Raw genomic sequence first — 14,899 nt, forward strand, 5'->3', positions numbered from 1 at the left:
ATCGCGGCTTAATACCAGGATACAATCTACGGTGATGATCAACTGATTTAGGCCAGGGTCGCAGGCGATTCTCCGGCCGGTATCGCTTCATTTCAGGCCAAGACAAGGTGGTTTTTGTACACCGGAAGGTTTACCTTTGAGATAAGGCATTAAGCCACTCTCAGGAGCCCATGGATGGCGCGTAAACGTAGTTCATCGTTTGAAGATGTTGTTGTCGCTCTTTCCCGTCTGCCCTGGTGGGCCAGCCTGCTCATCGGGTTCGTTAGCTGGCTGATCCTGAATCCCGTGGCCAGCAGCCCCGTAGTTGTCCCTGCCGGCGTGCAGATCAGCGACATGTCCGGCGTGATGATCAGCCAGCTATGGCACACCTTCGCCATGTTCGGCCAATACCTGATTCCCCTGGTATGCGTGTTCGGCGCCATCGGCTCCGTATTCGGCCGCCAGCGGCGCAAGAAACTCCTTAACGACGTCAAATCCGCTACCCAGCCCGGCAAGACCATTGATGGCCTCAGCTGGCCGCAGTTCGAGCTGCTGATAGGCGAGGCCTTTCGGCGCAAGGGTTACAGCATTACCGAAACCGGCGGCAAAGGTGCGGACGGTGGTATTGATCTGATCTTGCGCAAGGATGGCGAAAAGTACCTGGTGCAGTGCAAGCACTGGCGCGCGCTTAAGGTGGGCTTGCCCGTGGTGCGCGAATTCTTCGGCGCCATGGCAGCCGAAGGCGCAGCCGGTGGCTATGTGGTGACCTCAGGCCAGTTCACCAAAGAAGCCAAAGCCTTCGCTAGCGGCCGGAATATCGAGTTGATTGACGGCGTAGCGCTCAAGAGCTGGATAGCGCAGCAGCACACGATCAGAACACCAACCGTAGAAATAAAGCCCCCGCCAGTAGCGCCTGCCATGACACCCGTCACCAACACAGAGCCATTGTGCCCAGTGTGCAGCGCGGCCATGGTTAGGCGACTGGCCAAGCGGGGAGCAAATGCGGGTAACGCCTTTTGGGGCTGTTCAAAGTATCCACGGTGTACAGGTACGGTAAGCGGTTGATGTCTGACGTGCGAGTGAAGGAGGGCAGCTATGTACTCTGATTGGGATGACGCACCGGATCGCATTAGACGGCGCAGGGGAGATAAGCCCCCACGTATCGCTTTGTGGTTCATGGTTATGGCCGTGCTGGCCGCTGGTGTTGCGTATGCAGCGTTCAAGCCCACTCCGCCGCAAACAACCGTGCAGACTGCAACCGCGCCCTCCGCTGCATCGATCGACACCCGTCAAACCCGGTTGGTGAATCCACCTCCGGTCACCACTCAGCAAACCAGCGCGCCACAAGCATCTATTGAGTGGACCGACGACGACTACGATCGGCAGGTAGAGCAGATGTACCGCGACAGCCTCGATGAAAATGCTGAGGCCCCGCTGAATTCAAAGCAGACGGTTTTCAACGATTCGAACTACGTTCCTGCCACGCAGGTGAATACCATCGCTATGCGCAAACCCATCGCCTACGAGGCTCCTAAGGAGGAGGGAAAAATCCATTTTGGTGGGATCAAGCATGAAACGCCTACGTGTTACGCCCCGGCAGGTAGTATCGAATGCAGGCGGTTCAAGGCACTGATGAAAAAGGCTCATAACCGACTCTGCCATAGCAGTAGTAACTGGAACTCACCGGCGTGCCGGAGGGCTGCTGCTTATAACCCGGCGGAGTGAGATCCAGCTTCGATGTCGGCTTTAACGGGCCGGACTTCAGTTCGAGACGGAAAATCAGCTAGGTCAGCAAATGAGCGGAATATCTAATTCTCATCTGACCCCAATTACGCGCAAATTATGTAGAATATAAAAGCCATGGCTATGCTGTACAGAAATTAGATGACATTGCAATTGATGAGTAGAATTTTATGCGGCTAAATAACCTTGGGTTGTATGAACTATTTCTGGAAAAGGGTATTTCAAGCCTATTCCACGCGAACACGATAGCAACCTCCCTGACCTATATTGCAAAAAATGGCTTGCTTTCGAGGAAATACGTTGAAGAAAAAGGCCTATATCAGACACCACAAGAATCCGACAATATAGACAAAAAGCATGATGTATTCGATGATATTTTTTTAGATACAGTAGACCTGCATCGGCACTTCGGGCGGCAGAATCACTACGGTCCTTCTTTATTTAGACTTGATCTGGATCTGTTGTTAGATGAAGAGCTGCAAGTATGGGTTACTAAAAATAACCCAGTTTATTGGAGTGGTCTTACAGATAATGCTCAAAAATATTTTGGAGATGTAGAAGAGTTGGCGCTAGAGTGGGACAAGTATGAAAGACATCGAAAAATGGTAACAATTAGGCGGCTTGGGCGCCCCCTGTCATTTGATTACCTAAGAGATATAACTGTAGATGATCCCCGTTTATCGATTGACACCAATCTCAACTTGGGGCAGGAGTCATTAAAGGCTATGAATGAAGCGGTGCAAACTTGGGGTCTTGGAAGGTGTCCAGTTATAGCGAGAGAATGTGGGTCATGTTTTTGTTCCGAGAATTATGCAAGGCAAGTTGGCATACCTGAGTTGATTCAGAAATTTATCCCACGCACTTTCTAGATAAGAGTGGGATGAGAGAGTTTTAATAAAGCTATTTATTGGATTATAAGGAAATGGACAAAGCTTGTTTGTGTTGAGGCAGTCAAAGCACCCCATACAAGCGCTAATATTAAAAAGGATGTGTTTATGCTTAATTGGAAAGAATTGTTAAATCAAGGCCGTCGAAAAGATCGACTCAAAGAAGTGCCTAGCAGGGGGCTGGCTTCTCCCAATGGTAGGTATGAAATAGAAAGGGATTATGATCGGATCCTGTTCTCTGCCCCTATTAGGCGTTTGGCTGACAAAACTCAGGTTTTCCCCTTAGATAAAAATGACAGCGTGAGGACACGGCTTACTCATTCTCACGAAGTTTCGACTTTGGCTCGGAGCATTGGGCTACGGTTGGCGTACGAGCAATACGACCACTTCAGAGACGCTGGTTGCCCAGAGTTTGTTCAAAGAAGCGTGCCCGCTATTTTGGCTGCAATAGGGTTAGTACACGATCTGGGCAATCCGCCTTTTGGGCACCAAGGCGAATATTCAATTCAGAGCTGGTTTTCAAAAAATAAGGGAAAAATTTTCGATACCGAATCGGAGGCTTTGGACTTTCTAAAGTTTGATGGCAATGCTCAAACCGTGCGTTTGGTTACTAAGTTACAAATTTTAAATGATGAATACGGTTTGAATCTAACTTATGCTACGTTGGGTGCTTTAATAAAATATCCAGTGCCAGCCACCTCGACCGACTCCGAAAGGTGGAAAAAACAAGGCTATTTCGATTCAGAAAAAGATATGGTGCAGGAAGTATGGGAGGCTACGGGCCTGTCGGAGGGGGTCAGGCATCCTCTGACATATATAATGGAGGCTTGTGACGATATCGCATACTCTGTGCTTGATGCTGAAGATACGGTTAAAAAAGGGCTAGCATCATACTACGACCTGATTCGGTATTTGGAAAAAAATTGCGCTGCTGATGAAACAGTCGCAAGCGTTATCGAACACTCGAGGCGGAAGAATAAAGAGTTCGAAGATAGTTCATTAAGTCCGCAGGAGCTCAATGATTGCTCAATGCAGATGTTTAGGGTAAATGCAATAACGAGTATGGTTGGTTCCGTCGTTAAAGGCTTTTCGGAAAATATTGGCGATTTAATGGTTGGTGAGCCCCTTTACAAAGGGCTTATTGGTGTATCTGATTCTAAAATATTATGTCAAACGCTTAAAAAATTTGATCTAGAGTATGGTTTTAGACATAAAAGCGTTTTAGAGCTTGAGCTAAAAGGGCATAATTATATACATGAAGCTATGGATATGCTTTGGGTTGGTATAAGAGGTAATCTAAATTCTACGGGTTATTCCATTACGCCATTTGGGCGTTACGCTTTTTCTAGAATTTCTGAAAGCTATCGACGTGTTTTTTTGGATTGTAATAATTCATTTTCTGTTAATTACAAGGAGGCGCAGCTCTTAGCTGATGCTATTTCGGGTATGACTGATAGCTACCTAATTGCATTACATTCGGAGCTTAAACCTTTATATGATCGACATTGCTACGAGTTCGGAGATACTGCGGAAGCGCGTCCAGCGGATATTTGAATCATCAAGATTCACCGAGGTTAGCTGCTTTATTGGCGAGTTGTCCCATGTGGGGGAGGTGCTTGTATTTGGCGGTTTGTTGCGTGATGTGGCGATGTTTGGTATTAAAGAATTTTACTCTGACGTAGATCTTGTGGTCGAGTGCGAGCAAGAAAGTTTGGATGTGTTTTTTCAGTCGATTCCTAATGCGTATAGAAATAAATTTGGTGGCTACCGTTTTCAGATAGGTGGCTGGGATGTCGACGTATGGTCTGTTCGTGAAACTTGGGCCTTCAAGAAAGGATTAGTAAATTTTATTGATCGAAGAAGTCTGTTGAAAACTACAGTTTCTAATTGGGATGCTATCTTATATTCTTTCAAGAGTAGGAAGATTTTTGTAAATAGTGGCTATTTTGAGGAGCTAAAGCACGGAAAATTAGAATTAGTTTTAGCTGAGAATCCAAGTGAGCTCGGTGTGCTGATGCGGTTGCTCCGATCAATTCACGACGGCAGGGCGCGTTACCTAATGCCAAAGGCTTTGGCATTTTTGCAAGATCAGTTGGAAAAAAGGACACCAGAGGAGATTTATGATGCACAGGTTGAGGGCAAGGGGAAAATATATTTTTCGAGATCGGAAATCACTCTATTAAGGAAAGAGTTGCTGCTCGTGAAGCCAGATTTTTTTGGGACCGAGATTTTTTTAAAAGGTAGAAATTATGGGCTCGATTTTTAAGTTAACGGTTGGGTAGGTAGGCCTGCCGTTGTTTTTCGAGCCCCGATTTTATATTTCCGCAATTTGTTTTTTTGCTTTTGTGAGAACTATTTCTGGAAAGGTGATGCATTCTTTTCCATCAACAATAACCTTTCTGCTTGAGTAGCCCTCTTCAGCGCAAATTTTAATACACCATCCCTGTATGTGCTGTAGTTCCCTGGCATCTCGTAACTCTCCTTCACTGTGCCGCTCAACTGACATGTAGACAATGCCGTAAGCAGGCTGTGATTCAGTTTCAGATAAGCGTTCACTGAGTTCATTAAGCTTTCTCTCAGTCACGAGAAAGCGCTCCCTTGTCTCCCGTTCTAATCGTTCTCTCTCCTCAATTTCATCAAGAAGTAGCATTACTGCTTTTTTTACGTCGGAGCCCTGTGGCACGCTTGGTGGCGGGTAAGTTCCGAATTTTTGTAATGAAGGCAAAACGTCATGAAAAACCCATCTTTGAAATTTTTTGCAAGCAGGGCTGTTGTCTCGCAAGATTATGCGGAATAGGCCCGGTTGAGAGACGAATTGAGAATCCTGTAAGTGAGTTAAATTTATTTCTGGTACAAAATACTTTTCGTCCGGATCAAGCGAGTCGAGGAGTGCTTTGGTTAAACCGCCTAAGCCTTGTTTCTTTTCGTCGGCGGCTAGTTTTGTATTCTGCTCGGCTAGTATCTGTACAACGTCAGCTAAGCAAAAGAATACTTCTTCGTTACGATAAATGGTCCTTATGTTTTTTCCATTTTCAGGATAAGAAAGTATTAAATTTGTGTCAGTCATCAAGCTGAACTCCTGTTGTTAGGGCGCGAAGCTTAAAAAAGTTCATGTTTCGACTATCTGGCGATTCTGTTCAATAGCTTTATTCGAACCGATATGTTATCCCAATACACTCACGAGCTCATCACGAAAATGGGGGCCATATGATCATATCTCACGTATTGGCTGGCAGTCAGCACTAGAAATAGGCAGGCAGCAGCCGAGAGTCAGGTCTTGTTTTTTGCCTAAGCTTCCTCAGTGAATACGTCAATCTGGCGTGGACCTGCCTACCCGCGAACCGCAGCGAACAACTCCGTCATTTGCTAAGATCTCGCCCCTAATAAAGCGGTAAGGCCATTCACATGCCCCGGTTAGTTTCATTACGTGATCACTTGGATTACAGCGATACCTTTGCGCTGTGGGTACATCAACAGTTTGCATACGAATACAGTGAGCAGCCACTGGTTGATTGGCAGCGGGAGTTCAGGGACGGCCAGAGCAACGGGGAGTGGCACACCCTTGTTGCCCTGGAGGACGGCGAGCTTTTAGGCGGGGCTGCACTAGCTAAAAACGATTTGCCCGAGCGTCCGGACTTGGGGCCCTGGCTTGCGTGCGTTTTTGTTACCCCGCAGGCACGGCAGCGCGGATTGGCGGAACAGCTGATTGAGGGCGTCTACTCCCAAGCTAGTGCCAAGGGCTATGAACGACTGTACTTGCATACCCATGATCGTGGTGACTACTACGCCAAGCGCGGATGGGAATATGTGGAGCTTTTCCACGCTTGGGGTAAGGAGCACTGGTTGATGCACCGAAAGCTCTAGTCCGGGAGGGTACGTAGCCTTCGGCGAAGTGCAGCCGTTGCACGTAGCGGGCGTGTGCGGGGGTGTTGGCAGGTGGGGCAAATGTTACTGCGCCGTAGCGGCTGACCAGGTAGTCGATGATGGCGCCGGATTCACATATCACCAGGTCGCCATCCTCGATCACGGGTGATCTGCTCAGTATGAAATGTTCATCTAGCCTAGCTGGAGTTTTGAGAAACCCGGTTTTCCCAGCGATCGCCAAGGCTCGGATTAACCACCAGCTGATTGTTTATGATTGACTTGCGTCAGCTTGAGCCAGGAACTAAGGGGCGCCGGGCGGCCCAGATGATAGCCCTGAGCAAAGTCGACTTTGAAGTTTTCCAGCAAATCCTGGGTGGCCTGGTCCTCAACGAATTCGGCAATGGTTTTCAATTCAAGGGTCGCGGCGACACTGACCATGGAACGGACAATGGACTGGTCGACTGCTGATGAGGACAGTTCTTTGATGAAGCTGCCATCAATTTTTAGATAGTCGAAACGGAACTGCTTCAGGTATTCAAAGGTAGCCAACCCGGTACCAAAATCGTCCAGAGCTACGCTGGCACCCAGTTCACGCAAGGTATCGAGTAAGCGCACCGCCTGGGGGCGGTTGCTAATGACTTGGGATTCAGTAATTTCAAAACACAGTAGCGTGGGGTCAATCTGCGCGGCCTTTACGCGCTGACAGATCCATTCGGGGAGCTGCGGGTCGGTCAGTGATGAACCGGAAAGGTTGATGCCAAATTTGCTGAATTGGAGCGCTAGCATCGGTTCTCGCTGCAACATAAGTAGCAGATTATCGATTACGTAGCAGTCAATCGAGCCCATCAAGCCTGCCTGCTCGGCAGCTGGAAGAAAATCACCAGGAGATACCAGCTCACCGGCACTGTTTTGCCAGCGTAAGAGTATTTCGCAATGCGGCTCCCGGGAGTGGCCTTGCAACGGCACTATAGGTTGCGCATAGAGGACGAATTCGCGGTCACGCAGCCCGACCTTGATGGCTTCCTGCAATGCCTTATTTTCAAGTCGGTTGCCTGCGGCATATTCAGGATGACTTAATCGACTGAAGCGATTACCGGTCATATTCGCTGCCGTGGCCAGACCATCCACCGCGAGCCGTAGCTCGACGCTGCCTGCACTGCTACGTGACGTCAGAACCATGCTCGGGCGCATCAGCAGGTTTGAGTGGTCATTGCAGACCGCACGGCCATCAAGCTGCTGGTAAAAACGGAGCAGAGTGCTTTCAGCCTGCTGGATGGGCATGTCCAGGGCTGCAGCGTAAAGACCACGCCAAAGTCGCGCGTAGTGACCAGGTACCCAGTTCGAAAACTCTTCAGCTACTGTTTTCTCGATGCGTTCGCAGGCTTCAAGACCCAGCAGATCAGCCAGATTGTTGATCTGCTCGAGACGCAAAATAACCAGCGTGCCATTGCCGCTGCTTTGCTGGTCCAGCCAGCTTGCCAACCCCATTTCGTTATACAGACCACTGAGCTGATCATAATGGGCCTGGCGCTTTAACACCCGCAGCATATTCTGACGTTCGCGTGAGACTGCCGAAAGCACCTGCATGGTCAGCACCATAATCACCAACTGCACAATGACCTCAGCCATGGCTGCATTGTCGGCAACTTCAGAATTGAAATCCGTTCGCACAACCGAGATCACCAGCACACTCACGCCAAGCAACAACAGATTTAGCAGTAACGGTGAGGCGATCAGGCTGGCCCAGACCATCATGGGCACAAATAGGTAGTGGGCAATCCAGCGGTATTCCGGGCTTGCAAAGACAGAAAGCAAAAGCACGGGTAAAAGGCAGCCGAACCATTGCAAAAGAAAACGCCGATCATTCTGTTCTAGGTGCAGACCCTGTAGGCAAACACTCATCAACAAAGGGGCAATTAGTAGGACCCCAATTGCACTTGTAACCCAATAAAAAGCGGCGATATCGAGTACGTGAAAATCAGGATATCTATCGCTGGCAGCAATCGCCAAGGTACCGAACAAGGCCGCACTGGCGGCGCCAGGTAGTAGGCCCCGGAGAAAAAAATTAGCCAGGCTACTCAAGGCGCGGTTGCTGCTCAGGGTCCAGCGGCTCGGCCAATAATAGGCCAGTAATCCGGGTACGGTGGCTTCCGCGAATAAAAGTGGCCAAATAGATGGCGAGAGCCACTGATAAGCGGCCCAGAGAAGCATGCCCATACCAACAGCTACAGTCGCCAGTCGACCCCACACCAGAGCGACCGCAACCGACATCCCGGTAACTGGCCAGATGAGTGAGAGTTCGCCGGAAATTGAGGTGAAGCGCGACAGCCAAATAGTGACAAAAGTCAGTACTATGATGGCGAGAAGCTTGCTGAGGGCTGCCTTAGTAACTGCCATCATAGAATGATCCAGGAATGGAAAAAGAGGGGAAGGGATAAGCGCTATTATAGAGAGCTGCTTGATGTATGGCTATTTGATATTACTATCGGTGATATTAGAACTTTTTAGGCGGCTACCGAGCCAAACGGCCTGCTGTTCACAAGGCAAGCCCAAGCCAAGTCGAGGGCCCTGCCTTTTGCCCCGGTCAGCTCACCTCCGCATCATACTCCCGCTCCAACGCCTCGGCCTTCTGCGCCGCCGGCCGCGCCATAATCCGCTGCATATACACCTCAAGATTCGGATATTCACCAAGCCCCCGCGTCTCGCCGATCTTTTCGAATACAAACGAATTCAGCACATCCGCACCGGTAAACTGATCGCCCATCAGATAGGTTTTGTCGGTCAGTTCGGTGTTGGCCAGCGTCAGTACGTCGGTCATTTGTTCCTTGCAAAATCCGCCCAGAAAGCACTTCTGGCTGTTGTCTGCGCTTAACAGATACAGGGCGATCAAGGGGAAGGCGGCGGTGCCTTCGGCGAAGTGCAGCCATTGCACGTAGCGGGCGTGTGCGGGTGTGTTCGCTGGCGGGGCGAAAATGTCTGCGCCGTAGCGGCTGACCAGGTAGTCGATGATGGCGCCAGATTCACATATCACCAGGTCGCCATCCTCGATCACGGGCGATCTGCCCAGGGGATTGATGGCTTTTAGCGCTTCGGGTGCGCGGCGAGTGACCTTGTCCCGTTGGTAACTCACCAACTGATATTCCACACCGAGTTCCTCCAGCATCCAGATAATACGTTTGGACCGGGACTGGTTGAGGTGGTGCAACGTGATCATGTTCGGCGCTCCCTTATTTAGGCTGGAGTCGGCTTGGGTCGATCAGCCAGAATTTGAGCTCCATCCTATGCCAGACGGACGGGCCTTGAATACGCTGGAAGCTACGTTTGCAGCCTGCTTATAAGGGGGTATTACTCAGGCGAAATGCGGATACCTTTGAACAGTCTCATGCGATGATCGTTCTCTGGTAAAAGTGCTCGCTGTTGTCTGGCGGGTCGATGGCTTGAATGAGGATGGTTCAATGGATTGGCGTGGCAGACGGCAGAGCCGCAATGTGGATGATCGTCGGGGGCAGTCGGTGCGGGGTGCCGGGGGCGGGGCCGGGCTGTTGTTGCTGCGGTTTCTGCCGATGATGCTGCGCAGCAAGATCGGTCGCGTCGTGCTGGTGCTGGGTGTGGTGCTGTTCTTTGGTGCCCGGATGCTGGGTATTGATTTGCTGCAGGTGGTCGATGGCGGTCCGCAGGTCGCGTCGCAGTCTACTCATCAGTCCACCCGGCAGTTCAGTACACAAGAGCAGGAGTTGGCCGAGTTTGTCTCTGTGGTGCTGGCGGATACGGAAGATACCTGGAACGCGATCTTTGCCGCTTCTGGCCAACGCTATCAGGAACCGCGATTGGTGCTGTTTTCCGACCGGGTCAATTCAGCGTGCGGTACGGCAAGTTCGGCTGTCGGCCCGTTCTATTGCCCGGCGGATAATCAGGTGTATCTCGACTTGGCCTTTTTTCGTGATCTCAATTTGCAACTGGGCGCGCCTGGGGATTTTGCCCAGGCCTATGTGGTTGCCCATGAGGTGGGGCATCACGTGCAGAATCTGATGGGTATCAGCCAGAAAGTGCGAACTGCGGGGGCGGGCAAGAGCAAGGCGGAGGTCAATGCCCTGTCGGTGCGCCAGGAGTTGCAGGCCGATTGCTTCGCTGGTGTGTGGGGCCACAATGCGAATAACCAGCAATTGCTGGATGAGGGTGATCTGGCCGAGGCGCTCGCCGCTGCCTCTGCGATTGGCGACGACCGCCTGCAGCGCCGATCTGGTGGTGAGGTGGTGCCGGACAGCTTTACCCATGGCAGCTCGCAGCAACGTATGACCTGGTTCAAGCGCGGGTTCGACAGTGGCGATATCAGCCAGTGCGATTCCTTCAGCGCCAGGCTTTGAGTTTGGACCGGTAACCAGGCTTGTGGCTGCCGTTTTGCTGGGTGGGTACGCGCTGCGGTAAGCCTGATTCACCCTGGCGGATTGGTGTAGCCGATTTGCTGGCAAGCCGGTAAGGTTGCGCTCCTGAAATGGAGGCGACATGACCTATCTGCTCTTCGTCACGGTGCTCTGGGCCGTGTCCTTCAACCTGATCGGTGCCCATCTGGCGGGCCAGGTCGATCCTTACTTTTCGGTGCTGACCCGCGTTGTGCTGGCTGGCCTGGTGTTTCTGCCGTTGACCCGCTGGCGCGGCGTCGATCCCCGCTTCATCGGTGGGGTGACCTTGGTGGGCGCGTTGCAGTTTGGCGTGACTTATATCTGCCTGTATCTGAGTTTCAACCTGCTCAGCGTGGCAGAGATTCTGCTGTTCACCGTGCTTACCCCGCTGCATGTCACGCTCATCGACGATGCAATGCAGCGACGATTCAACCCCTGGGCCTTGCTGGCTGCGGCCGTCGCGGTGATCGGAGCGGGCATCATTCGATATGACGGCATCTCCGCGGACTTTCTTGGCGGCTTTCTGTTGATGCAACTGGCTAACTTCACCTTTGCCAGCGGGCAGATCGGCTACAAGCATCTGGCGCAGCACTTTCCATCCGAGGTGCCGTTGTACCGACGCTTCGGCTACTTCTTCGTGGGCGCGTTGCTGGTGGTATTGCCGGCGTGGCTGCTGTTTGGCAATACCGAGCAGTTACCCAGCACTTCCACGCAGTGGGGCGTGTTGTTGTGGATGGGGTTGCTCGCCACCGCGGTGGGTCAATTTTGCTGGAACAAGGGCGCGACGCTGGTCCCTGCGGGCACGCTTGCGGTGATGAACAATCTTGCCGTACCCGTCGGCCTGCTGCTCAATCTGCTGGTTTGGCGCACGGACACCGCTTTGTTGCCGCTCTTTATCGGCGGCAGCCTGATCGTTTTTGCGTTGTGGATCAGTAGGCTGGGCGCTCACCAGCCTGCCTGAGCGGGCCAGCGATCTCGCTCCAGAATTGTATCTGCTACCACCGGTCGCCCCAAACTGGCCTATTGTGTAAGAGCCATATCGCGATCGGGTGGTTCAAGGAATGAAAAAGGGGCGCAATAGCGGCTTGCCGCTGCAATGGATACTGGCGAGCGGGATCGTTCTCAGCTTGCTGGCCGTCATGCTGGTGACTGTGGTTCAGGGTTATCGTGGAACCAGTGCAGCCATGTTGGCAGCGGCCGAGGATTCGGCGCGGCAGCTGGCGGTCATCATGGATGAACGGGCGGGCCGTCTGATCAGCCCGGCGGAAAGCACCCTGCGCGCCCTGGCACATGATCCACTGGGGGGCGCACCTGACATTGAGCAGCGCCTGGCACGGTTGCCGCTGCTGGTCGAGGTACTGAGTGCCAATGCCACCCTGAGCGCCGTCTTTGTCGGCTATGCCAACGGTGAATTTCTGCTGGTGCGTCCGCTGAAAGGCCGCCAGGCCACGTTGGAATACCCTGCCCCCGAGCAGGCCGCCTACCTGGTGCAGAGCATGCACTATGGGCCGGATCAACAGATTAGCGGTTACTGGCAATTCCATGATGCCGACCTGAAACTGCTCTCGCGGCAGGCGGTGCCGGACTACCAGTTTGATCCCCGTACCAGGGTCTGGTATCAGCGCGCCACTGCTAGCGCTGAGCTGGTGTTGACCGAACCCTACGTGTTTTTTACCACCGGTGAAGTTGGCCTGACCATGGCCTTGCCGAGCAAGACGGGTAACGCGGTGATCGGCCTGGACGCCGCCCTCGGTGATCTGGCCAGTGAGCTGGCTGATATGCGCATGACGGCGCGTAGCGAGGTCGCCGTGGTAGACGCCGATGGGCGCGTGCTGGCCTATCCGGATCTGGAGCAGATTCTCAAGCAGCAGAACGGCAATTTTCGGCTTGCCAGCTTGTCGGAACTGAGCAACGGAGCGTTGTTTCAGCTGGCGGGTCGGGTCACCTTGGGTGAAGAGCAGAATGAGCCCGTTACCTTCAACCTGAATAGCGATATCTGGTATGGCATCGGTTTTCCGTTGGCCTCCTTCGCCGACACGGGCGTACATATCCTGATAGCCATTCCTGGCTGGGAGTTGCTGGCCGGTGCGCGAGCCATCCTGGTGGATCAGGCGATCTGGGCGCTGGCCCTCATGCTGGTCATCCTGCCCATTGGCTGGGCGTTCGGGCAACGTTTGGGTGAACCCTTGAGCGAACTGGCAGACCAGGTGCAGGCCTTCAGTGATTTCGACTTTACCCAGCCCCCGCGTGTGCGCTCACGGATCAGGGAGGTCAACCACCTGAGTATTCTGATGGGGCGCATGGGTTCGGCGATTGACCATTTTCAGCAGATTACCCTGGCGTTGAGTCATGAGCCGCACCTGGAGCGAATGCTCGACGATGTTATGGAGCATCTGGTGGCGACGGCGGAAGGGCGTAGCGGTGCCGTGTATCTGTGCAATGAAGCGGGCACACAGCTTGATTGCATTAGTCGCTTTCAGGGTCCCCATTACCCCGACACCTTTGACCTGGATGATGCATTCCGCAATGAGCCCGAGGAGCAGATGCTGCAGCGCCTGGATGCCAACCACAACTATCTGGTGGTGACCTTGCATGACCGCTACCGGGCGCTGCTCGGCTTTCTCGTGGTGGAGCTGTCGATTCAGCTGGAAAGCGACTTCCATCAGCGTCTGCAACGCTTTGTGCGGGACCTGTCCGGCACGCTGTCGGTGGCGATTGAAACGCGCCTGCTGTTTGCCGGCCAGCAGCGGCTGCTGGATGCGATCATTCGTTTGCTGGCCGATGCGATTGATGCCAAGTCACCCTACACGGGCGGGCACTGCGAGCGCGTACCACAATTGGCGGCTATGCTGCTGCAGCAGGCGGAAGCGGCCCAGTCGGGCGTACTGGCGGATTTCGCCATGGACGTGGATCAGCGCTACGCGTTTCATCTGGCGTCCTGGCTGCATGATTGCGGCAAGATCACCAGCCCGGAATACGTTGTCGACAAGGCGACCAAGCTGGAAACCATCTATAACCGCATCCATGAAATTCGTACCCGCTTCGAAGTGCTCTGGCGTGATGCCGAGTTGGAGTGCCTGCGGGCCGAGTTGAAGGGGCGAGACGCCGAGCAGTTGCGTCAGGCCTGTCGCGCCGAACAGCAACGCCTGCAGGCAGAGTTTGCCCTCGTCGCCCAGGCCAATATGGGCGGTGAATCGATGTCGGATGAACGGGTGGCCGAACTCGAGCAGATTGCGCAGCGGCGCTGGGCGCGCCACTTTGATAATCGCCTGGGGTTGTCGCGAGCGGAGCAGGCGCGTATGGAGAACTTCCCCACGCAGGAATTGCCTGCCAACGAATACCTGTTGGCTGACCGCCCAGAGCATATTTATCCCTGGGGCGACAGGAAACCACCGGTCGAGCGCGACAATCCGGCCAACCGCTGGAACTTCGATATGACGTTGCCCGAACACGCCATGCATCTGGGCGAGTTGTATAACCTGCGCATCAGCCGCGGCACGCTGACGCCGGAGGAGCGCTTCAAGATCAATGACCACATCGTGCAGACCTTGATCATGCTGGAAGCCTTGCCGTTCCCGCGCCACCTGGAGCGGGTGCCGAACATGGCTGCGACGCACCACGAAACGCTGGACGGTAGGGGCTATCCCTGTCGGCTCACGGCTGAAGATCTGGGAGTGCCCGAGCGGATCATGGCCATTGCCGATATTTTCGAAGCGCTCACCGCCGCCGATCGCCCCTACAAGGAACCCAAGCCTCTGTCGGTGTCACTGGATATTCTGGTCAGCATGGCCGAACAGCAACATGTGGATGCCGACCTGTTGCACTTGTTCATTGACGCGGGTATCTACCGCCAGTACGCAGAGCAGTTTCTACAGGCGGAGCAATGCGATGCCGTGGATGAGGCACGCCTGCTGGCCCGGCTGGCGGCGCTGACGCGTGATTAGGCTCTGGCCGCGCCGGAAAACTGATAGCCCAGAAATAACAATCAGACACCGCTAGTGGGTCGAGGTTACAACACATCAAGAA

The 14,899-nt window shown here is 53.2% G+C and carries 12 protein-coding genes and 1 pseudogene; 9 read left to right on the forward strand and 4 right to left on the reverse strand.

Annotation, left to right across the window (positions count from 1 at the left end):
* Positions 1 to 174 precede the first annotated feature (174 nt).
* The 5 genes from IEV54_RS03105 (at position 175) to IEV54_RS03125 (ending at position 4,875) form a co-directional block, all read left to right on the forward strand.
* Entirely contained in the window at positions 175 to 1,044 is an 870-nt protein-coding gene (locus IEV54_RS03105) for a restriction endonuclease (RefSeq protein WP_150277284.1), read from the forward strand.
* Positions 1,045 to 1,074: 30 nt separating this feature from the next.
* The gene (locus IEV54_RS03110) at positions 1,075 to 1,704 is read left to right on the forward strand and encodes a hypothetical protein (RefSeq protein WP_150277283.1); all 630 of its coding nucleotides are present in this window, start codon (positions 1,075 to 1,077) and stop codon (positions 1,702 to 1,704) included.
* A 188-nt stretch (positions 1,705 to 1,892) separates the two neighbouring features.
* The gene (locus tag IEV54_RS03115) at positions 1,893 to 2,591 is read left to right on the forward strand and encodes a hypothetical protein (protein ID WP_150277282.1); all 699 of its coding nucleotides are present in this window, start codon (positions 1,893 to 1,895) and stop codon (positions 2,589 to 2,591) included.
* A 126-nt stretch (positions 2,592 to 2,717) separates the two neighbouring features.
* A complete protein-coding gene (dgt, locus tag IEV54_RS03120; RefSeq protein ID WP_150277281.1) occupies positions 2,718 to 4,163 on the forward strand; it encodes a dGTP triphosphohydrolase in 1,446 nt (481 codons plus the stop codon).
* Positions 4,105 to 4,875, forward strand: coding sequence for a hypothetical protein (locus IEV54_RS03125; protein WP_150277280.1), 771 nt, complete (start codon positions 4,105 to 4,107; stop codon positions 4,873 to 4,875). The genes dgt and IEV54_RS03125 overlap by 59 nt, the downstream gene beginning before the upstream one ends.
* 48 nt (positions 4,876 to 4,923) lie before the next feature.
* On the opposite strand, the gene IEV54_RS03130 is transcribed toward IEV54_RS03125, so the two are convergent.
* On the reverse strand, positions 4,924 to 5,676 hold the full coding sequence (locus IEV54_RS03130) for a BRO-N domain-containing protein (protein WP_150277279.1): 753 nt from the start codon (positions 5,674 to 5,676) through the stop codon (positions 4,924 to 4,926).
* 338 nt (positions 5,677 to 6,014) lie between these two features.
* Here IEV54_RS03130 and IEV54_RS03135 point away from each other — a divergent pair, with 338 nt between their 5' ends.
* Positions 6,015 to 6,473, forward strand: a complete 459-nt coding sequence (locus IEV54_RS03135; RefSeq protein ID WP_150277278.1) for a GNAT family N-acetyltransferase — start codon at positions 6,015 to 6,017, stop codon at positions 6,471 to 6,473.
* 103 nt (positions 6,474 to 6,576) lie between these two features.
* Here the strand turns inward: IEV54_RS03135 and IEV54_RS17430 are convergent.
* The 3 genes and pseudogenes from IEV54_RS17430 to IEV54_RS03150 all read right to left on the reverse strand — a co-directional run.
* Positions 6,577 to 6,714 (reverse strand): annotated as a pseudogene (locus IEV54_RS17430) (glutathione S-transferase N-terminal domain-containing protein); the annotation flags it as partial.
* An 8-nt stretch (positions 6,715 to 6,722) separates the two neighbouring features.
* Entirely contained in the window at positions 6,723 to 8,873 is a 2,151-nt protein-coding gene (locus IEV54_RS03145; protein WP_150277277.1) for a sensor domain-containing phosphodiesterase, read from the reverse strand.
* Positions 8,874 to 9,057: 184 nt separating this feature from the next.
* Positions 9,058 to 9,687, reverse strand: a complete 630-nt coding sequence (locus tag IEV54_RS03150) for a glutathione S-transferase family protein (protein WP_150277276.1) — start codon at positions 9,685 to 9,687, stop codon at positions 9,058 to 9,060.
* Between the two features lie 241 nt (positions 9,688 to 9,928).
* Between IEV54_RS03150 and ypfJ the strand changes: the two genes are divergently transcribed.
* The 3 genes from ypfJ to IEV54_RS03165 all read left to right on the forward strand — a co-directional run bounded on the left by ypfJ (position 9,929) and on the right by IEV54_RS03165 (position 14,817).
* The gene (gene ypfJ, locus IEV54_RS03155) at positions 9,929 to 10,837 is read left to right on the forward strand and encodes a KPN_02809 family neutral zinc metallopeptidase (protein ID WP_150277275.1); all 909 of its coding nucleotides are present in this window, start codon (positions 9,929 to 9,931) and stop codon (positions 10,835 to 10,837) included.
* A gap of 139 nt (positions 10,838 to 10,976) precedes the next feature.
* On the forward strand, positions 10,977 to 11,834 hold the full coding sequence (locus IEV54_RS03160) for a carboxylate/amino acid/amine transporter (RefSeq protein WP_150277274.1): 858 nt from the start codon (positions 10,977 to 10,979) through the stop codon (positions 11,832 to 11,834).
* Between the two features lie 100 nt (positions 11,835 to 11,934).
* Positions 11,935 to 14,817, forward strand: coding sequence for an HD domain-containing phosphohydrolase (locus IEV54_RS03165; protein WP_150277273.1), 2,883 nt, complete (start codon positions 11,935 to 11,937; stop codon positions 14,815 to 14,817).
* Positions 14,818 to 14,899: the final 82 nt, after the last annotated feature.

It is taken from the genome of Halopseudomonas salina, assembly GCF_014637955.1.
In the GTDB taxonomy this organism is placed as follows: domain Bacteria; phylum Pseudomonadota; class Gammaproteobacteria; order Pseudomonadales; family Pseudomonadaceae; genus Halopseudomonas; species Halopseudomonas salina.